Source organism: Sphingomonas taxi, assembly GCF_000764535.1.
In the GTDB taxonomy this organism is placed as follows: Bacteria; Pseudomonadota; Alphaproteobacteria; order Sphingomonadales; family Sphingomonadaceae; genus Sphingomonas; species Sphingomonas taxi.
This window is the reverse complement of record NZ_CP009571.1, coordinates 216,041-234,803: the sequence shown is the minus strand read 5'-3', so window position 1 is coordinate 234,803 and position 18,763 is coordinate 216,041. Positions and strand designations below refer to the sequence as shown.

General features: G+C 66.7%; 14 protein-coding genes. 7 read left to right on the top strand and 7 right to left on the bottom strand.

Annotated features, from left to right (window positions below; translation table 11 throughout):
* Window positions 1-141: 141 nt before the first annotated feature.
* A complete protein-coding gene (locus MC45_RS01015) occupies window positions 142-1,377 on the top strand; it encodes a GTP-binding protein (RefSeq protein ID WP_179944553.1) in 1,236 nt (411 codons plus the stop codon).
* Window positions 1,374-1,964 (top strand): DUF1826 domain-containing protein, encoded by a 591-nt coding sequence (locus MC45_RS01010; RefSeq protein WP_038658489.1) that lies wholly within the window; start codon window positions 1,374-1,376, stop codon window positions 1,962-1,964. Before MC45_RS01015 ends, MC45_RS01010 begins: the two co-directional genes overlap by 4 nt.
* A 268-nt stretch (window positions 1,965-2,232) precedes the next feature.
* Here the strand turns inward: MC45_RS01010 and MC45_RS01005 are convergent, their stop codons facing one another.
* The gene (locus MC45_RS01005; protein ID WP_218916685.1) at window positions 2,233-2,916 is read right to left on the bottom strand and encodes a Crp/Fnr family transcriptional regulator; all 684 of its coding nucleotides are present in this window, start codon (window positions 2,914-2,916) and stop codon (window positions 2,233-2,235) included.
* A gap of 81 nt (window positions 2,917-2,997) precedes the next feature.
* Between MC45_RS01005 and MC45_RS01000 the strand changes: the two genes are divergently transcribed.
* Complete coding sequence (locus tag MC45_RS01000) at window positions 2,998-3,486, top strand: Mpo1 family 2-hydroxy fatty acid dioxygenase (RefSeq protein ID WP_052075450.1); 489 nt, start codon at window positions 2,998-3,000, stop codon at window positions 3,484-3,486.
* Here MC45_RS01000 and MC45_RS00995 read toward each other — a convergent pair.
* From MC45_RS00995 to MC45_RS00975, 5 genes are all read right to left on the bottom strand, one after another.
* Window positions 3,483-4,085 carry a TetR/AcrR family transcriptional regulator gene (locus tag MC45_RS00995; RefSeq protein WP_038658483.1) on the bottom strand — a complete coding sequence of 201 codons (603 nt, stop codon included), beginning with the start codon at window positions 4,083-4,085 and terminating at the stop codon, window positions 3,483-3,485. The genes MC45_RS01000 and MC45_RS00995 overlap by 4 nt on opposite strands.
* An 86-nt stretch (window positions 4,086-4,171) precedes the next feature.
* Window positions 4,172-5,443 carry a D-arabinono-1,4-lactone oxidase gene (locus MC45_RS00990; protein ID WP_038658480.1) on the bottom strand — a complete coding sequence of 424 codons (1,272 nt, stop codon included), beginning with the start codon at window positions 5,441-5,443 and terminating at the stop codon, window positions 4,172-4,174.
* Window positions 5,440-6,600 carry an MFS transporter gene (locus tag MC45_RS00985; protein ID WP_052075449.1) on the bottom strand — a complete coding sequence of 387 codons (1,161 nt, stop codon included), beginning with the start codon at window positions 6,598-6,600 and terminating at the stop codon, window positions 5,440-5,442. Before MC45_RS00985 ends, MC45_RS00990 begins: the two co-directional genes overlap by 4 nt.
* Window positions 6,600-8,819, bottom strand: a complete 2,220-nt coding sequence (locus MC45_RS00980) for a TonB-dependent receptor (RefSeq protein ID WP_038658477.1) — start codon at window positions 8,817-8,819, stop codon at window positions 6,600-6,602. The genes MC45_RS00985 and MC45_RS00980 overlap by 1 nt, the downstream gene beginning before the upstream one ends.
* Before the next feature lie 68 nt (window positions 8,820-8,887).
* Entirely contained in the window at window positions 8,888-10,138 is a 1,251-nt protein-coding gene (locus MC45_RS00975) for an alanine racemase (RefSeq protein WP_038658475.1), read from the bottom strand.
* A gap of 152 nt (window positions 10,139-10,290) precedes the next feature.
* Here MC45_RS00975 and MC45_RS00970 point away from each other — a divergent pair, with 152 nt between their 5' ends.
* Together MC45_RS00970 and MC45_RS00965 are read left to right on the top strand one after the other, a co-directional pair.
* A complete protein-coding gene (locus MC45_RS00970) occupies window positions 10,291-11,715 on the top strand; it encodes a coniferyl aldehyde dehydrogenase (protein ID WP_038666127.1) in 1,425 nt (474 codons plus the stop codon).
* Window positions 11,712-12,485, top strand: coding sequence for an SDR family NAD(P)-dependent oxidoreductase (locus tag MC45_RS00965; RefSeq protein WP_038658472.1), 774 nt, complete (start codon window positions 11,712-11,714; stop codon window positions 12,483-12,485). Before MC45_RS00970 ends, MC45_RS00965 begins: the two co-directional genes overlap by 4 nt.
* A gap of 274 nt (window positions 12,486-12,759) precedes the next feature.
* On the opposite strand, the gene MC45_RS00960 is transcribed toward MC45_RS00965, so the two are convergent.
* Window positions 12,760-13,170: a MarR family winged helix-turn-helix transcriptional regulator gene (locus MC45_RS00960; RefSeq protein WP_038658471.1), complete on the bottom strand. Its 411-nt coding sequence runs from the start codon at window positions 13,168-13,170 to the stop codon at window positions 12,760-12,762.
* Between the two features lie 140 nt (window positions 13,171-13,310).
* Here MC45_RS00960 and MC45_RS00955 point away from each other — a divergent pair, with 140 nt between their 5' ends.
* The gene (locus tag MC45_RS00955) at window positions 13,311-14,996 is read left to right on the top strand and encodes a chloride channel protein (RefSeq protein WP_156143733.1); all 1,686 of its coding nucleotides are present in this window, start codon (window positions 13,311-13,313) and stop codon (window positions 14,994-14,996) included.
* An 854-nt stretch (window positions 14,997-15,850) separates the two neighbouring features.
* The gene (locus tag MC45_RS00950) at window positions 15,851-18,745 is read left to right on the top strand and encodes a TonB-dependent receptor domain-containing protein (RefSeq protein WP_038658467.1); all 2,895 of its coding nucleotides are present in this window, start codon (window positions 15,851-15,853) and stop codon (window positions 18,743-18,745) included.
* Window positions 18,746-18,763 lie beyond the last annotated feature (18 nt).

Below are 18,763 nucleotides of genomic sequence, written 5' to 3'. Positions count from 1 at the left end.
GGACAATGGATCAGACGCAGGATCGAGGTGGTCACGTCGAGCCAGCAAGGCGGGCGATCGCCTGTGATCGGGGAGCTACTGGACATCCGCTGAAGCTAATGGCAATGTTACGTTGTAACATTACCTGCCAAAGAGACAAACATGGCAAGCCATATTCTGCAAGACACCCGCCTGCCGGTGACGGTGCTGTCCGGTTTCCTCGGGGCCGGAAAGACGACCCTGCTCAACCACATCCTGGTGAACCGCGAGGGGCGGCGGGTGGCGGTGATCGTCAACGACATGTCGGAGGTGAATATCGACGCCGACCTGGTGCGCGGTGGAGAGGCGGCACTGTCGCGGTCGGAGGAAGCGCTGGTCGAGATGACCAATGGCTGCATCTGCTGCACGCTGCGCGACGACCTGCTGGCGGAGGTGCGCACGCTCGCCGAGGCAGGACGGTTCGACTATCTGGTGATCGAGAGCACCGGCATCTCCGAGCCGCTGCCCGTCGCCACCACCTTCTCGTTCCGCGACGAGGACGGCGTATCGCTGGGCGATGTCGCGCGGCTCGACACGATGGTGACGGTGGTCGATGCGGTGAACCTGCTCGCCGATTATTCCAGCCAGGACTTCCTCGCCGATCGCGGCGAAAGCATGGGCCAGGACGATACGCGCAGCCTGGTCGGCCTGCTGGTCGAGCAGATCGAATTCGCCGATGTGGTGATCGTCAACAAGGCCTCGTCGGTGTCGGCCGAGCAGCTCGGGGTGGTCACGAAACTGGTCGCCAGCCTCAATGCCGATGCGGTGATCGTCGCGGCCGACCATTCCCGCATCGATCTCGATCTCGTCCTCGCCACCGGGCTGTTCGACGAGGAGAAGGCGTCGCGCCATCCGCTCTGGGCCAAGGAGCTGTACGGCTATGCCCATCACCAGCCCGAGACCGAGGAATATGGCATCGAGAGCTTCGTCTACCGCACACGCGCGCCGTTCGATCCGGCGAAGTTCCATGCCTTCCTGACCGATGGTGGCCTAGATCACGTCGTGCGTGCCAAGGGGCATTTCTGGCTGGCGACGCGCCCCGACTGGGTCGGCGAGCTGGCGGTGGCGGGCAGCCAGACCGAAACTGCGCGCATGGGTCGCTGGTGGGCGTCGATCCCCAAACACCAATGGCCCGACGATGGCCGGTTCGAGGAGTTCGTCGCCAGGCATTGGGATATGATCTGGGGCGATCGGCGGCAGGAGCTGGTGTTCATCGGCATCGGCATGGACGAGGCAAGGATTCGCACGCGACTCGACGCCTGCCTCGTGCCCGCCGCCGCCTTCACCCCGGCACTGTGGTCCGGCTTGCGCGATCCGTTCCCGGGCTGGGGCAAGCGCCAGCCGGAGGCGGCAGAATGACGCTCGTCATGCCTGATGACATCGTGGTGCTCGGCCATGATCGCTCTTCGCTCGACGCGATTGCGCGGCCCGATGCCGCTTTGGCCATCTGGTGGCGGTCGCTGCCGGACGCGCTGCGCGCCGCGCTGGCATTTCTCGACCTCGACACAGTCGATGATGTGTCGCTCGACCTCGCCGCCGGAGAGGCGATCGATGGCGCACTTGCCGACGCGAGCTATGCCGATCCGGTCGCGACGCTGCTTGCTGAAGATATCGGACTGTTGGTGCGGCGCCATGCCGCGCTGATCGGCGAGGATCGGTTGCGGCTGCGACTCGAAGTCGTCGAAACCGATGCCTGCCGCCGCTTCCACGCCGACTTCGTGACGCTGCGGCTGCTGTGCAGCTATATCGGGCCTGGCACCCAGTGGTGCCGCGCCGATGCCGCCGATGCCGTCTGCGAGGTGCCGACCGGCGCGGTGGCTGTGTTCAAGGGGCGGTTGCTGCTCGACCCGCCCACCATTCTCCACCGCTCGCCACCAATCAGCGCTACTGGCGAACGTCGTCTCGTGCTGGCGATCGATCCGCTTCCCGGCCCGCCCATCGCTTAGAGGGCGGACGCCGGCCTAATGTCGGTCGTCGCGCGATACGGCCTTGGCAATTCGATGACGAACCTATTCGTCGTAGGACGAGATTTCGATCAGATTGCCGTCCGGGTCTCGCGGCCGCCGACAGACACGATCACCCTCGCTGTAGATGACCATAGTGCGCGGGACAATCACGCCTGACGAGGCGCTCGAGCTAAGCGGCGGCAGATCGGCAAGCACCAAGCCCTGTACACAGCATAGCTTTCACCTTGGATCACGGGAGACCTGTCAGTCATTCGCAGATTGTTCGTAACGACGGAAGATCCACGATGTCTATTCGGCCATGACTGACGGCGATTACGCCATTCTGTTCGAGCGCTTTTAGAATGCGGTTGACCGTCTGACGGGACAGCGAAAGCATCGCCGCGAGTTGCTCCTGCGAAAGCCGTAGCGTGGTATGGCGCGCGCCCGTGCCCCCATAGCCATCGACCATCATCATCAACCGGGTCGCCACCTGCTGCGGCGCGCTGAGCAGCGATGCGGCCTCGGCCGCCCGAAAACTGAGACGGAGTTTCTCCGTGGTCAGCCACGCCAATTCGCGCCAATGACCGGGCCGCTGGTCCAGACCGGCAAACAGCGGTCCGCGGGGAACGCAAAGCAACATCGTTTCGCGCACCGCGATCGCGTCGTGGGTGCGCGCCATGCCGTCGATCAGCGCGATCTCGCCGAACCACATGCCCGGCTGCACATGGATCAAGGTCGCGGCGTGACCGGCCGCATCGACCCCACCGATCTCGACCGCTCCGTCGAGCACCGCGTAAAGCCCGTCGGCGGTGTCGCCGCGCCAGAAGACCGGCGCCCCCGCCGCAAACCGCATCTCCCGCCCGTCCGCGAGCAACGCCGCACGGAAGGACGGCGACAGTCGGTTGAACCACGCCCCCTCGGCGAGGATGGCCAGCATGGCGTCGCGGGTCACCGCGCGCTTCCGATGTCGCCCATGCGACAGTCGCAACCGCACGCATCAACTATCGTCATTTGAGACCAGAGGAGAATCACGATGACCGACCTCGTGAGGCATTTGTCCGTTTATGCCGACTATCATCGCGACGAACGCAATATCGCAACGCATATGCTCGGCATACCGCTGATCGTGCTGGCGATCGCGATCCTCGCGTCTCGGCCGGCGATCGCAGTGGGCGGGGGTATGTCGCTGACACCGGCGATGCTGCTGTCGGCGGCGGTCGCGGTCTTCTATCTGAGGCTCGACCTGCGGTTCGGGCTCGTCATGACCATATTGCTCGCGCTGAGCTGCTGGGTGGGCGTCGCGGTCGCCGGCCTGTCCACCGGCGCGTGGCTGGGGATCGGGATCGGCGCCTTCGTGGTAGGCTGGGCGTTTCAATTCGTCGGCCATTATTTCGAACGCCGCAAACCGGCGTTCGTCGACGATCTGTCCGGCCTGATCGTCGGGCCGTTGTTCGTCGTGGCGGAAATCGCCTTCCTTCTCGGGCTGCGGCTGGAGGTGAAGCGGAGCATGACGCCGCGCTAACCCGCCTCGCGATTGGCTTCGAGGACCGCGACGACCATCGTCTTGAATTGCGCGACGATTCGCTCAGTCATCGGCGACTCGACCGCGAGCGCCAGCCGCACCGCATGGCCGGCGAGTTCGGTGATGAGCAGCGCCGCCGACAGGATCCGATCGCGGTCGGACGACGATAGCAGGATCATCATCGGCGCGACCATGAAGTCGGCGGTGGCATGCGTATCGATCACGTCGAGCCGGCGCAGCTCCAGATCGGCCTGCGCCCCGGCCCACACCGCGATCGTCTCGGGATGGCTGCGATAATGGTTCACATACGCGTCGATGATCCGGTCGACGGCCTGTACGATCGTCGGCCGGCCACCATGATCGGCGAGCAGCGTCTCCACCTCGGTGCGCAGCAGTTCGCCGACCTTCTCGAGATTGCGCAATACCAGCGCGCGCAGGATCGCGGGCTTCGACGGGAAATATTGATAGAGCGAGCCGATCGAGATCCCGGCGCGGCGCGCCACCTCGCGCATTGCGAGATCCTCGGGGTTTTCGGTGACGAGCAGCTCCTGCGCGGCGACGAGGATCGCCTCGCGGCGGCGGAGACTGCGCTCCTGCATCGGAAGTCGGCGTGGTTGGACCATGACGGGATCGCTGTGGCTTGCCACGCCGCCGAAGGCAAACGGCCGTTTGTCGCCGCGCCCTGTCACCCCCTGATGGCGAACAGCCGGCCGAAGAAGGCGTTGACGAACTTGCCCTCCGGATCGACGTCGCGGCGCACCGCGAGGAAGTCGGCGAGCCGCGGGTAGAGCGCGTGCGCGCTTGCCGGATCGAGCGTGTGGCGTTTCGCCCAGTGCGGCCGCCCGCCCGCGCCGCGCAGGATCGACTCGACCGCGGCGAACTCATCGCGCCACGGCATGCCGGCATATTGATGGACCGAAATCGACAGGCACGGTCCGGCGTGGAACGGGCTCAGCCAGATATCGTCACCCGCGACGGTACGCACCTCGAATGGAAAGGAAAGCGGCAGCCGCGCCTTTCGGACGTAGCCGAGCGCCTCGCGCAACGTCGCCAGCCCGTCGGCACGCGGCACCTCATATTCCATTTCCTCGAAACGCACGGTCCGCTCCTGCGCGAAGATCCGATAGGCGGGGCCGACGCGGCGCTTCGGGCCGCCGATCGCGTGCATCATGCCGCGCTGGAGCATGGGGATCAGCCCCGGCCGGCGCCGTGAGATGTTGCAGGCGACGCGGAAGGCGCCCTCGTTGACGTCGTTGGCGTGACGATAAGGGCCCTCGGGCTCGACCGGATGCAGCCGCTTGAGGATGACGTGGTCCGCATAAGGAAAGACCCAGAATTCCATGTGTCGCGACGCCGCCGCCAGCTCGTCGAACCGGTCGAGCACCACGGCAAGCGGCCAGCGCTCGACCCGCTCCTCGAGGTGATAGGCCGGCAGTACCGCGATTCGCATCGCCACGGCGACGCCGAGCAGGCCGAGGCCGAGCCGTTGCGCCTGGAACAATGCGGGTTCGGTCTGCGCGTCGCAGGTGACGAGCGTGCCGTCGGCGCGCATCAGCCGGACACCGGTGACCTGCGTGGCGATGCTGCCGAGCGTCTCTCCGGTGCCGTGGGTACCGGTGGCGGCGGCGCCGGCCAGCGCCTGCGGGTTGACGTCGCCCTGATTGTAGAGCGACAGCCCCTCCGGCCACAAAGCGTCGGTCAGCCGCGCGAGGCTCCAGCCGGCAGGTGCCCAGACCGAGCGGCGGTCGGCGGCGACCTCGACATCGCCTTCGAGATCGGCGAGCGACAGCAAGGTCCCCTCGGTCTGGCACAGCGGCATGAACGAATGGCCCGCGCCAACCGGACGCAGCCGTCGAGCGCCGGCGACGATCGCCGCCAGTTCGTCGAGACCGCGCGGACGCGCGACCGCGGCGGGATGCGCGACGACGCTGCCCGACCAGTTGCTCCATTCGGTCATGATCGATCTTTCGGTTGGGCGAAGGCGATCCCGCCCAGTCGCCGGAGAACGGGAAGCAGCAGCACGATACCACCGGCGACGGTCAGCATCCCGGTGCCGAGGCGCAGGCAGCCGCGCACGTCGACATCGCCAACGTTCAGCGAAGCGAGCGTTGGCCCGGTCGCGCAGCCGAGCAGCAGCGCCGCCGACCCGAGCAAGGCGGCGCGATGGCTGGGATCGACGTCGATCAGCAGCCGCGTGAAATACGGGCTGGCGAAGGCCCAGAGCAGTCCGAAGAGGATTGCGGTGGCGAGGAAGAGCGTGGCGCCGGGCAACGTCGCAAATATCGCCGCGGCGACGATCAGCACGAGCGTCGAGCCGAGCAGGACGACGCGACATGGCCAATGCGGCACGCTCGCGGCACCCAGCGCGCCGCCGACCACCTGCCCCGCCAGTGCGAGCACCACCGCCAGTCCGGCGGTGGCGGGCGACAGCCCGGCCTGATGCGCGAGCGGTTCGAGATAGATCCAGATGGCAAGGATGCCGGCAAAGAAGCAGAAGGCGGCGACCAGCGCCAGCCAGCCATAGACGTCGGGCAATGCGATCCCCCGTCCGGCGGCGAACGGTGACAGCCGTGCCGGCGTCCACAGCGCGACGAGCCCGACCGGCGCGCCGAGCGCGGCGACGGCGAGAAATCCCGCCGCCGCGCCCAGCCGTTGCGCGACCAGCCCACCGATCAGCGCGGCGCAGGTGAGCTGCGCCACCGTCTGGATGGTGAGATAGAGGCCCGCCTGCCGCGCCGGCTGTGCCGACCGGACGATCATCGCGGTGACGAGGCCGATCAGCACGCCACTCGGCACGCCGGCGAGTGCGCGCATCAGGATGACGCCGATGCCGGTGGCGCGGCCGGTCGCGGCGTCGAGCACCATGATCGCCACCACGCTGATCGGCGCCAGCAGCCGCGGCGACACGCATTCGACCAGCAGACTGGCGGTGCCCGCGGCGAGTCCCATCGTCACCAGCTCGGCGGTCGCGGCCAGCCCGAGCTGCGCCGCGGTAAGATGACCCTCGGTGACGAGCGTACCGAGCAGCAGCGGCGCGAGCCCCGCCATCAGGATGCCGTAGACCCCGGCGACGAAGGCGGCGACATAGGCCGCGCGGGTCGTGGGTGCCGCCATCAGTAGTGCGCCCGCAGCGACAGGCCCCAGGTCCGCGGCCGCCCGACGACGATCGCGTCGAAGCCGAGCGCGGGCAGCGGCGTGATGTCGGAGATGACCGGTACGTCGAACAGGTTGCGGACCCACAATGCCGCCTCGTAGCGGTCCCCGGCGAACTGCCAGCCGATCCGCCCGTCGACGAAGGCACGCGCGGGGTCGCCGAGCCGGGCGGCGTTCGACGTGTCGAAGAACACGCGGCTGCGATAGGACAAATCGGCGCGCGCGACGAGCGCACCGCTGCCGATCGGCTTGCGATAGTCGGCACTCGCCTGGACGCTGACCCTGGGCGCCGATGGCAGGCGATTGCCCGAATAGTCGGCCCCCTGCGAGATGAAGTTGCGATAGGTGGCGTCGAGCAGCGATGTCGAGGCGGCGAGGTTGAGCCCGTCGATCGGTCGCGCGGTCAGTTCGATTTCAGCACCGTAGATTCGCGCCGCCGAGGCGTTGGTGAAGAGCTGTGTCGTGATGAGCCCCTGCACCACCGAGGTATAGACCTGCAGATCGCGGTAATCGTAATAGAAGGCCGAGAGATTGAGGCCGAGCCGGCGGTCGAGCCATTGCGTCTTGGCACCCACCTCATAAGCGTCCACCGTCTCGTCCCTGTAAGGGCCGATCAGCGACGGATCCTGCGCGAAGCCGCTGAAGAAGCCGCCGCTCTTGGTGCCGCGATTGTAGCTCGCGTAGACGTTGGCAGCCTCCGAAAACCGGTATTGCAGTCCGGCGCGGCCCGACCACGCACCGAATGTCTTGGCATCGGCGAAGGTGAACAGGGTGATGCTGCCGCCGGCGGCGTCGGCGCGATAGGTGAAGTCCTTGCGATCGGCGGAATACCGCAGGCCGCCGGTCAACGTCAGCCGCGGCGTCAGGTCGTAGTCGAGCTGGCCGAAGGCGGCATAGCTGTCGGTCGCCTGCCGCGATGGCCAGGCGAAGTCGCCGATCCCCGCGGCGAGATCGACGCCGCTCGGATTGTCGGCGGTCGGCGAACGCAGGCCTGGCAATACGTCGAACGACGAGGCGTTGCGGATCAGATCGTGCGCATAATAGAGACCGGCGACATAGCGCAGCCGGCCGTGGCCGTTCGACTGGAGCCGCAATTCCTGACTGACCGTGTCCTGCCGGGTGATGTAGGAGGCAGCGACGACCGGCACCGGGCTGGCGTCGGTATCCTCCTGATCGTTGCGGGTGGCATGCTGGAATCCGGTCACCGCGATCAGGCTGACCGTCCCGAGATCGACCGACACGGTGTTGCCGACGCCATAGAGGCTGACCCGGTCGCGTCCCTCGAACCGGTAGGCGCCCTCGTAGAGGTTGCGGCTGGTATTGGCGTAGCCGAGGATGTTGGTGCATTGCCCGGAAGTGTAGAAAGCCGGCGCGCACAGGCCGTCCGCTCCGGTCGCCGCCGCGGTCTGCGGGATCAGCGAGCGAGAATATGCCTGAAGCGAGCCACCGCTCGAGCGGCTGGCATTGACGGTGAGATCGTCGGTGATCGTGCTCGACGGCGTGACATGGGCGCTGCTGCGCACGGCCCAGCGATCGACGTTGTTGCCGCGATCGCCGGTGAGCGTGTTGCGCATATAGCCGTCGTCGCGCTGGTAGAGGCCGGCGACGCGCACCGCGAGCAGGTCGGGCACGACCGGCGCGCTCACCCCGCCCTGAAACGTCACCGCATCGAAGCGGCCGTAATCGAGCGACAGGTCGCCCTCGGGCGTATCGCCCGGCTTGCGCGTGGTGACGTTGATCGCGCCGCCGGTGGTGTTGCGGCCGTACAGCGTCCCCTGCGGTCCGCGCAGCACCTCGACCTGCCCGAGATCGAAGAAGGCATCGCGCTGCGCCAGCGTCGAGGCGACGTAGACGCCGTTGACGTAGATGCCGACCGCGCTGGCGGTCGCCGGGTTGAAGTCGTTGAGGCCGACGCCGCGGATGAAGATGCGCGGGTTGGCGCCATTGTCCGCCGAACGGATCTGCAGGCCGGGGACGCGGCCCGACAGGTCGAGCACGTCGGCGATGCGGCGTTCGCGCAGATCGTCGCCGGTGATCGCGGTCACCGCGATCGGCACGTCCTGCAACCGTTCGGACCGACGTTGCGCGGTGACGACGATATCGCCCTCGGCCGGCGCCGCGGGCTGATCGGCGGTCTGCGCGCGCGCGCCGGTCGATCCGGCCAGCGCGATGGCGAGCATCCCGTAATGTAATCCGTGCCGTGTCATCGTCATCCCCTTTGCCGTTGGCGCAATCCTGTCGTTGCAGGTCAGAAGAAGCAGCGGCCGTCGCCGCGATAGGTCGCGACGCGGTCGACGATCGCACCGCCGCGCAGAAGCAGCAGCGTCTCGAAGCGCTCGCAGAGCTCGCCGGCCTTGGCGTGGCGAAAGAAGACGGGGGCGCCGATCGGCAGTGCGCCGGCGGCGGCGAGCCGCACCGGCGTCTGCACCTCGCCGCCGCCCTCGTTGGCGATCAGCGTCGTCCCCGCCGGTAGCCACGGCTTGGGCAGCCGGTCGGGCCCGATCGGACCGGAGGCGGGATAGCCGCCGCCCGCACAGGTCACCATCCCGGCCGTCGGACGGCGCGTGACGGGCAGCGCGAAGCCCGCGGCGGGCTCGCCGAGGCGGATCGCGTAATGATCGAACAGCCCCGGCAGGTAGAAGCCCGATCCCGCTGCGAGTTCGGTAACGCTGGGATCGCGTGCAGTGCTCTCGAAGCTGCCCGTGCCGCCGCCGTTGACGAAGCGCAGCCGGTGTCCGGCCGCTAGCAGCGCGGCGACGATCGCGCCCCGTCGCCGCCGGACGTCGCGGATCGAGCGCGCCTTGAGCGTCCGGATGATGCGGTTGCGCACCGCCTGGCCCGGCACGGCGTCGTTGAGACCGGCGATCTGGCCCTCATAGCCCATCACCCCGTCGAGCCGCAGATAGGGCCGCCCCGCGATCTCCGCGGCGAGCGCCAGCGCCGCCGCCGGGGTCGCCACCGGCGAGCGATAGACACCGAAATGCACGCCGGGGAAAGCGGTCGACGCGTCCATGTCGATCGCCACCGGCAGCGAGGTCGCCGCCGCAGCCGCGCAGGCATCGATGATGTCGAGCTGGTCGACATGATCGACCATCAGCGTGATCGACGCGCCGCCGCGTACCGCCGCCGCGACCAGCGCGATCTCGCTCCGCTCGACGGTCGGGTAGGCGACGACGAGATCGTCGAACCCCTGCCCCGCCAGCCACGCCGCCTCGGTGGGCGAGAAGCAGAGCAGGCCTTGCAGATAGGGAAAGCTGGCGAGCAGATAGCGCAGGATCGCCACCGAGCGGATCGACTTGGTGACGAGCCGGACCGGTAGTCCCGCCGCACGCGCGCCAAGCCGCTCGCCGTTGCGGTCGAGCGCGTCGAGATCGACGAAGGCAGCGGGCAGCCGCTCGCCCGCGAGCGCATCGGCATAAAGACGGTAGGCAACGGCTGCGGACGCACCGGTCCGTGCCGACGCGACGCTCTCGCGATCGACCATGTCGCTCCTCTCCATCGTGTCGACTTCTTCACCGAGTCGATACGATCACCCTATCAGCTTTTATAAACTACGCTACATCTATATGTGAGCGTTGATCTTGTTATATCCGATCGAGCGCCATAGGGTCGCAAGGTGTCGCCCGGCGACGCATGATGGAGAGGATGGATATGACCCCCGACGCGCAGGCGTTGCACGCCGCCTTCGACCGCCAGTATCGCGCCTCGCGCGAGGCACCCGCCGCCGACCTTGCGACGCGGCGGGCGCTGCTCGATTCGCTGCACGGCCTGCTGCTCGACGGGCGCCCGGCGCTCGCGCAGGCGATCTCCGACGACTTCGGCGGCCGGTCGCGGAGCGAGACCGACATATTGGAGATCGTCCCGCTTATCACCGCGATCCGCCACGCCCGCGGCCATCTGAAACACTGGATGCGCGACGAACCGCGGCGCGTCGATCTGAGCCTGAAACCGGGCAGTGCCTGGGTGCGGTACGAACCGCTCGGGGTGATCGGCGTGATCGCGCCGTGGAACTACCCGCTGTTCCTGACGCTCGGGCCGGCGCTCGATGCACTCGCCGCGGGCAATCGCGTGCTGATCAAGCCTTCCGAATCCTCGCCCGCCTTCGCGGCGCTGCTAGCCCGGCTGGTCGCGGAACGGTTCAACGCCGACCGGCTGACCGTCGTGACCGGCGGGGTCGAGGTGGCGCAAGCCCTGTCGGGCTTGCCGCTCGATCACCTCGTCTTCACCGGATCGACCAATGTCGGGCGCCATATCCTGCGCGCCGCCGCCGAGCATCTGACACCGGTGACGCTCGAACTCGGCGGCAAGTCGCCGGCGATCGTCGCCCCCGATTACGCGATCGAACGCGCCGCCGGATCGATCGCCTTCGGCCGCTATCTCAACGCCGGCCAGACCTGCGTCGCACCCGATTATGCGCTGGTGCCGGCGGCGTCGGCGCGGCGCTTCGCCGAGGGCGTGCTGGCGGCTGCGGTGCGCCGCTATCCGTCGATCGCCGACAACAATGATTACAGCAACGTCATCGATGCGCGCCACCACCGGCGTCTGACCGATGCGATCGAGGAAGCCCGTCGCTGTGGTGCCGAGATACTGACCCACCCTGCCCCGGCATCCACCAGCCATCGCATCGCGCCGACGGTGGTGCTCGGCGCACCCGACGATTGCACTTTGATGCGCGAGGAGATCTTCGGCCCCGTGCTGCCGGTGAAGCCCTATGACACGCTCGACGCGGCGCTGGCCTTCGTCCGTGCGCGCCCGCGCCCGCTCGCGCTCTATTGCTTTGCCGATGGCTCGGCGACGCAGCGGGCGATCCTCGACGGCACGACTTCGGGCGGAGTCACGATCAACGGGACGCTGCTCCATGTCGGCCAGCACACCCTGCCCTTCGGCGGGATCGGCCCGAGTGGCATGGGCGCGTATCACGGCCGCGACGGCTTCCGCCGGTTCAGCCATGCGCGCGGCGTCCACAAGGCGGGGCCGATCAACATGTTCGAACGGCTCGGGCCGCCCTGGGGTGCGACCGCGCGACTGACGATGCGCCTGCTCGCCGGACTGAAACCGATCGGCGACGGGCGATGATGTTCAGGGACAAGGTCGTGCTCATCGTCGGCGCATCGAGCGGGATGGGTCGCGGCGTCGCGCTGCATCTGGCCGCCGAAGGCGCGACGATCGTCGCCACCGCGCGCCGCGAGGCGAAATTGCAAAGCCTCGCCGCCGAGATCCTTTTGCAAGGCGGGCAATGCGCGATCCATCCCGCCGACGCGCGCGACGCGGCGGCGGCCGCGGTGGTGGTTGCCGCGACCATCGCGCAATTCGGGCGGGTCGACCTGCTTTTGATGAACGTCGGCGGCGCGCCCGATCTCGACCTGCGCACGATCGGCGCGGGCGAGGTCATCGGTTACATGCGGAGCAATTACGATGTCTGCGTCCATTACCTGTTTCCCGTGCTGCGCCAGATGATGCGACAGCGCGACGGGTTGATCGCGCATACCAATTCCCTCGCGGGGTTGATGGGCGTGCCGCTACAAGGCCCCTATTCGGCCGCCAAGGGCGCGATGCGGTTGCTGATGGACACGTGCCGCATCGAATTCGCCGATCACGGCATCCGCTTCGTCAGCATCTATCCCGGCTTCGTCGCGACCGAACGGACGCGGGCGCACGACATGCCGTCCCCGTTCGAGATTTCGGAGCGGCAAGGCGTCGCCCATATCGTTCGCGCGCTACGCCGCGAACGCCGCGATTATCGTTTTCCCGCGGTGACGAGCTGGCTCGTGAGGCTGGCGACCATCCTGCCCCGGCCGGTCGTGACGATGCTGCTGCGCCGGCGGCTGCGCACGGCGCGGCGATGACCACCGGCCGATCGACCCGCTGGATGTCACGACGGGCGTTGACGTAGGCGAGCAGCGCATTCCTATGGCGCCCATCCCGGTTCGGCTCGATACGAGGTGAACCGCCCCGGATTTACCGGAGGCCATAGGTTGTGGGTTACGCTGTCATATCGAGCTTCTCCGCGGCAACATGATATTGCTCTTCAGCTTCGGCAGGCAGCATGTCGCCGACTCCCTGATGCGCGATACATCGTGATACGACACATGTCGCAACCAGAGCGATTGGCAGACTGGATCAATCCATGCGGGCAAGCAGTTCGGTCAACATGGGGCGAAGCCGCAGGATCTCTTCGCGATGCGTCTCCGACAGCTCCCGCAAGAGCGTTCGAGCCTTCTGCGTCGGTGCGAGCAAGGCCTGTCGGCCGTCGTCGGGGGATGGCCGACGTGTGACGAGACCAAGCGTCTCCAGACGATCGACCAGCCCGGTCGCGCTATGCGGCTTCAAGGCCAGACGCTCGGCGACATAGCCGACGGTGACGTTCGCATGCGCAGCCCCCCGGATGGCGAGCAGCGCCTGGTGTTGCTGAGGCGTCAGACCGCAGCTTGCCGCGCCGCGCTCGCTGAACGCCAGAAACTGCCGAAGCGCATACCGAAAATCCGCGAGCGCGGCATAGTCGGCGTCAGTCAGCTCATCCCGATCGATCATCGATAGTATCCTAAGCGTTGAAGTATATCGTGTCACGATATAAGCGGTTGCCGTTCCTGAACCGGCGGGTGTGTATGACGGCGTCCACAATCAACATTCCAGAACCCAGGCGGCTTGCCGATCATAGCGCCGACCGGCGCATGATCATGCTCGCCGGAGCGGCCGTCGTCGTCGGCACCGGCGCTGCGTTCGGAGCCTGGGTTCTGCTGAAGCTCATCGCGCTCGCCACCAACCTCTTCTGGTTCGGCAGGATATCGGCCGCACCGGCTGAGATCGTGAACGCGCGTGTCGGACTGGCGGTCGTCGCGATACCGGTCATCGGCAGTCTGCTGATCGGCCTGATGGCGCGCTTCGGCTCGGAAAAGATCAAGGGGCACGGGATTCCCGAGGCGATCGAGGCCATTCTTTACGGTGAAAGCCGTCTGTCGCTCAAGGTCGCGATCCTCAAGCCATTGTCCTCGGCGATTTCGATCGGCAGCGGGGGTCCGTTCGGCGCGGAAGGTCCGATCATCATGACCGGGGGTGCCATCGGATCGCTCTTCGCTCAACGCTTTCATCTGAGCGCGGCCGAGCGGAAGACGCTGCTGGTTGCCGGTGCTGCGGCCGGCATGACCGGCATATTCGGTACGCCGATCGCCGCGATCCTGCTGGCGATCGAGGTCCTCCTCTTCGAGTGGAAGCCCCGCAGCTTCGTTCCCGTGGTCCTCGGAACGCTGGTGGCATTTGCTTGGCGGCCCATGCTGCTGGGGGCCGCACCGCTCTTTCCGTTCGTGGCGGCACCCGTGCAGGCGTGGTGGCCGACCGAAGGTCTGGCACTGGGCATGGGTGTCTTGGTCGGGCTGGAGGCGGCTCTGCTGTCCGCGTTGCTCTACCGCGTCGAGGACGCGTTCCACCGGCTGCCCGTGCATTGGATGTGGTGGCCGGCGCTGGGCGGTATCGTCGTCGGGATCGGCGGCCTGATCGACGCCCGCGTCCTCGGCGCAGGCTATTCGAACATCCAGGCACTGCTCGACGGATCATTGGCGGTGCGGGTCATCCTGGCACTGCTGGTCGTGAAGGCGATCGTGTGGCTGGTCGCACTGGGTTCGGGAACGTCGGGCGGCGTGCTTGCGCCCTTGCTGATCATGGGCGGTGCCCTGGGTGCCCTGCTTGGACAGTTCCTGCCCGGGTCGACAGGGTTCTGGGCGATGGTCGGCATGGCGGGGATGATGAGCGGTGCCATGCGCGCACCACTGACCGGCGCGCTGTTCGCGGTCGAGCTGACGGGCCATTTCGACGCCTTGCCGGCGACGATCGCCGCTGCGACCGGAGCCTATGCGATCAGCGTCCTAATCATGAGCCGGTCGATCCTCACCGAGAAGATCGCTCGCCGCGGCCGCCACATCCTTCAGGAATATACGGTCGATCCGCACGAGTTCCTGCAAGCGGAGCAGGTGATGACACCCGATCCCGCCGTTCTGTCGGGGGCGATGTCGATCAAGGATGCCGTGGCCTATTTCGGGAACGGCGCGACGCACCGGACATATCCCGTGGTGGACGCGGCTGGGCGACTGGTGGCGATGGTGTCGAGGTCCGATGCGCTGCGCTGGCAGGTCGAAAGCGAGCTGCCGGAGACGTCGCTTGCCGAAGCGCTGTCCGACTCGTCGCAGCAGATCGCTTATTTGCACTCGCCGATCGGCGAGGTTGCCGATTTGATGGTCGAGAGCGGGGTCGGGCGCATTCCCATCGTCGAGGTGGGCACCAATCGGGTTCTCGGCATCCTCTCGCGCCATGACCTGCTCAAGGTCCGGAGCACTCGCAAGCGCGCAGAGGTCGACCGAAGCTAGCAAGACCGGTCATCCCCGTCCCGATCGCAACCGGATCGTCCCAAGCCAGGAGTGACGGCGATGACGGCGGAAACGAGCACCAGCAATCAACGGCACGCAGAGTGCTCACTCGCAACGGCTTCGTTCAGGTCGGCGAGCGGATCGATGATGAAAATGGTAAGCTGATCTGTTGGCGGTGCCCGGCCGAGTAGAATCAAGAGCCATCGCCGCGGCATTTGTATCGTTGCGGCGGCTTTTCGCCTTATCCGTCCAGAGCTGACGGTTGGAAACGCCCCATCCACAACCATTCCCGAATCTCGATGGTGTTTCAGGAATGCAGGGCGTGGTGGATCCTTATCGGTGCGGTTTGGGTGAACGGCGGGCCAAAGCTGCTGTCCCATTTTGTTGATATATCCGCTCGAGTTACATTCCCTTGGCCCACTCCCACCCCGCGCATCGGCGATCTCTCGACGGATCTTGTGCAGCAGAGCCCTACGAAGCCGGGCGCACCCGGCAGGAGCCGCTTTCCAGCAACATGACAGCTCGATGACAGCTTTTTGCTGACAATTTGCTTACAGCAGCGTGCCCAATTAGTTTTCCTTCCCCGTCCGTGACTTAGCAGAATAGACAGTTATAATGTCCGTATCGGATAATGATGCAACCGTCATTATCCGTAGCGGCCGGGCAACACCGTATCTGCTTCCGCAATTACGCTCGTTCCGGTCGTTTACACCGGGCTCGGCACCCTCCTAACTCGCCCGACAGCGAGTGCTGCTTCCGCACAGCGACACGACAATGGGCCGTGTCGCCGGTCCCGCGGATGTCAGGTGGAGTATCTAGCCTTGACCCGAGTTTCCCCGATCCGGACGTCCCTGATGCGCGGCGCGGCCCTGCCCGTGCTGCTGCCCGCCGCGATGATCGGCATGGCGATCACGGCCAGCCCGGCCGCCGCCCAGGACGCCAATGCACAGGACACCGCCGCCCCGGCGGCGGCCGCGCCCGACCAAACGGCGCAACCGTCCGCACAGGCGACCCCCGCCACCGGCGCGGACATCATCGTCACTGGATCGCTGTTCCGCCGCACCGATACCGAGACGCCCTCGCCGGTCACCACGTTGACCGCGGACTCGCTCGCCAAGGCGGGCATCACCACCGTCTCCGATGCGATCCGCTCGATCTCGGCGGACAGCAGCGGCTCGATCCCGACCGCTTTCTCCTCGGGCTTCGGCGCGGGCTCGTCGGGCGTGTCGCTGCGCGGGCTGACGGTCAATTCGACGCTGACCGTGATCGACGGGCTGCGCACCGCCAATTATCCGCTGTCCGACGACGGCCAGCGTTCGTTCGTCGACCTCAACACCATTCCCGACGCGATCGTCGACCGGGTCGAGGTGCTCAAGGACGGCGCCTCGTCCAGCTATGGCGCCGACGCGATCGGCGGCGTCGTCAACATCATCATGAAGAAGGAGATCACCGGGGTCTACGGCACCGTCGAGGGCGGCGTGTCGCAGCGCGGCGACGGCGGCGAGCAGCGCGCGACGCTGACGCTCGGCACCGGCCATCTCAAGGACAAGGGGTTCAACCTCTACATCAGCGGCGAATATCAGCACGACGACCCGATCTGGGCGCGCAACCGCGGCTTTCCGCTCAACACCGCCGATCTGAGCGGGATCGGCGGCGACAACAACAATGCCGGGTCCGCCGTCCCCGGCACGACGACCAGCGCGGTGGTCGCGCCGACGACGCAGCTGACGCCGGGCAACGTCCTGTCCGGATCGGGGCTGGCGACCGGGCCGTTCCAGGTGCTCAACCCCAATGGCTGCACCGGCTCGACGACGCCGATCAGCGGCACCGCCGGTAACGGCTGCCAGCAGAATCTCGTCGCCGATTATGGCCAGATCCAGCCCGAACAGACCCGCTTCGGCGTCACCGTCCATGCGACGGCGCAGGTCAACGACCAGACCCAGGCCTATATCATGGCCTCCTATTTCCAGAACGAGGTGAAGGCGTCGAGCACCGCCGCCAACATCCGCTCGTACAATCCGATCAACACGCAGAACATCGTCCTGCCGGTGCTGCTGAGCAACGGTCAGCTCAACCCCAACAACCCCTTCGCCGCCACCGGCCAGCCGGCGTCGATCTATTACCGGTTCGGCGACATACCGGGTTCGTCGGATTACAAGAACCACGTGCTGCGCGGCGCGGCGGGGATCGACGGCCGGTTCGGCGACGGCTGGGGCTATTCGGTGTCGGCGACGGTCGCGCATTCGTGGCTCGACATCACCCAGAACGGCTATCTCAACCTCTCCGCGCTGACCAACGCGATCAACACCGGCAGCTACAATTTCGTCGACCCGACGCAGAACAGCGCGGCGGTGCGCAGCGCGCTGTCGCCGGCGGTGCGGACGCAGGCGACCAGCGACCTCGACATGATCCAGGCGACGATCACTAAGGACCTGTTCGCGCTGCCCGGCGGTCCGCTGCAGCTCGGCGTCGGCGGCTCGTTCCGCTACGAGGCGCAGAACGATCCCAACCAGAACCCGAACCTCACCACGATCGGGCTCAACCAATATACCGCCGTCGGCAGCCGCACGGTGGAATCGGGCTATTTCGAGGTCAACGCGCCGGTGCTCACCAGCCTGGAGATCAACGGCTCGGGCCGGTTCGATCATTACGAGGAGGGCTACAACCGCTTCTCGCCGAAGATCGGCGCCAAGTTCACGCCGTTCCGCCAGCTCGCGATCCGCGGCACCTTCTCGAAGGGCTTCCGCGCGCCGAGCTTCGCCGAGACGTCGGGATCGGTGATCGGCTTCACCACCACCAAGGCGCCCTGCTCGATCCAGGCGCAGCATGGCGGCACCGTCGCGACCGACGGCACCTGTTCGGGCGGCAGCGCCTACAACCAGAGCTATTCGATCGGCTTCAACACCGTCGGCAATCCCAATATCAAGCCCGAACTGTCGCGCAGCTTCACCGGCGGCGTCGTCGTCCAGCCGCTGCGCTGGCTGAGCTTCACCGCCGATTACTACAACATCAAGAAGACCGACGTGATCTCGGGCGGTCCGCTGTCGAACCAGGCACTCGCGGCTTATTATGCCGGCACCCAATTGCCCAACGGCTATTCGGTGACGCCGGACGCGATCGATCCGGCCTTCCCCAACGCGCCGCAACGCGCGCTGTTCGTCAACTCGCCCTTCGCCAATGCCGCGGCGCTCAAGACCTCGGGGATCGACGTGTCGGCGCTGGTCCAGCTCCATCCGAGCGACGATCTGCACGTCACCAGCCGCGCGGAGGCGACCTACATCCTCCACTATCTATTCAAGCCGAGCGCCGACCAGCCCTACAGCGACTTCGTCGGCACGCAGGCGCCCTATATCACCTCGTCGGGCGCGGGCACGCCGCAATGGCGCGGCAATTGGCAGAACAGCGTCGAATATGGCGCCTATACGCTGACCGGCACCGCTTATTACGTGGCCGGCTACAAGGCGGTCGCCTTCGATCAGTTCGGCACCACCGATTGCAACGGCGGCAGCACCTACGGCGGCAGCGATCCGAACTTCAATTGCCACGTCCGCCGCTTCATCGACGTCGACCTGACCGGCAGCGTCAAGGTCAACGACAAGTTCAACTTCTACTTCAACGTCATCAACCTGCTCGACGCCAAGGCGCCGCTCAACGCGGGCAATTACGCCGCGACCAACTACAACCCGACCTATACGCAGATCGGCGCGGTCGGCCGGACCTTCCGCTTCGGCGCGAACGTCCACTTCTAGGCGGCATGGGGCCGGCGC

What these genes read in the sequence shown, in the direction of transcription:
- MC45_RS01015 (WP_179944553.1), top strand. Translation starts at nt 142, where the DNA reads ATGGCAAGCCATATTCTGCAAGACACCCGCCTGCCGGTGACGGTGCTG.
- MC45_RS01010 (WP_038658489.1), top strand. Translation starts at nt 1,374, where the DNA reads ATGACGCTCGTCATGCCTGATGACATCGTGGTGCTCGGCCATGATCGC.
- MC45_RS01000 (WP_052075450.1), top strand. Translation starts at nt 2,998, where the DNA reads ATGACCGACCTCGTGAGGCATTTGTCCGTTTATGCCGACTATCATCGC.
- MC45_RS00995 (WP_038658483.1), bottom strand. Translation starts at nt 4,085, where the DNA reads ATGCAGGAGCGCAGTCTCCGCCGCCGCGAGGCGATCCTCGTCGCCGCG.
- MC45_RS00990 (WP_038658480.1), bottom strand. Translation starts at nt 5,443, where the DNA reads ATGACCGAATGGAGCAACTGGTCGGGCAGCGTCGTCGCGCATCCCGCC.
- MC45_RS00985 (WP_052075449.1), bottom strand. Translation starts at nt 6,600, where the DNA reads ATGGCGGCACCCACGACCCGCGCGGCCTATGTCGCCGCCTTCGTCGCC.
- MC45_RS00980 (WP_038658477.1), bottom strand. Translation starts at nt 8,819, where the DNA reads ATGCTCGCCATCGCGCTGGCCGGATCGACCGGCGCGCGCGCGCAGACC.
- MC45_RS00975 (WP_038658475.1), bottom strand. Translation starts at nt 10,138, where the DNA reads ATGGAGAGGAGCGACATGGTCGATCGCGAGAGCGTCGCGTCGGCACGG.
- MC45_RS00970 (WP_038666127.1), top strand. Translation starts at nt 10,291, where the DNA reads ATGACCCCCGACGCGCAGGCGTTGCACGCCGCCTTCGACCGCCAGTAT.
- MC45_RS00965 (WP_038658472.1), top strand. Translation starts at nt 11,712, where the DNA reads ATGATGTTCAGGGACAAGGTCGTGCTCATCGTCGGCGCATCGAGCGGG.
- MC45_RS00960 (WP_038658471.1), bottom strand. Translation starts at nt 13,170, where the DNA reads ATGATCGATCGGGATGAGCTGACTGACGCCGACTATGCCGCGCTCGCG.
- MC45_RS00955 (WP_156143733.1), top strand. Translation starts at nt 13,311, where the DNA reads ATGATCATGCTCGCCGGAGCGGCCGTCGTCGTCGGCACCGGCGCTGCG.
- MC45_RS00950 (WP_038658467.1), top strand. Translation starts at nt 15,851, where the DNA reads ATGCGCGGCGCGGCCCTGCCCGTGCTGCTGCCCGCCGCGATGATCGGC.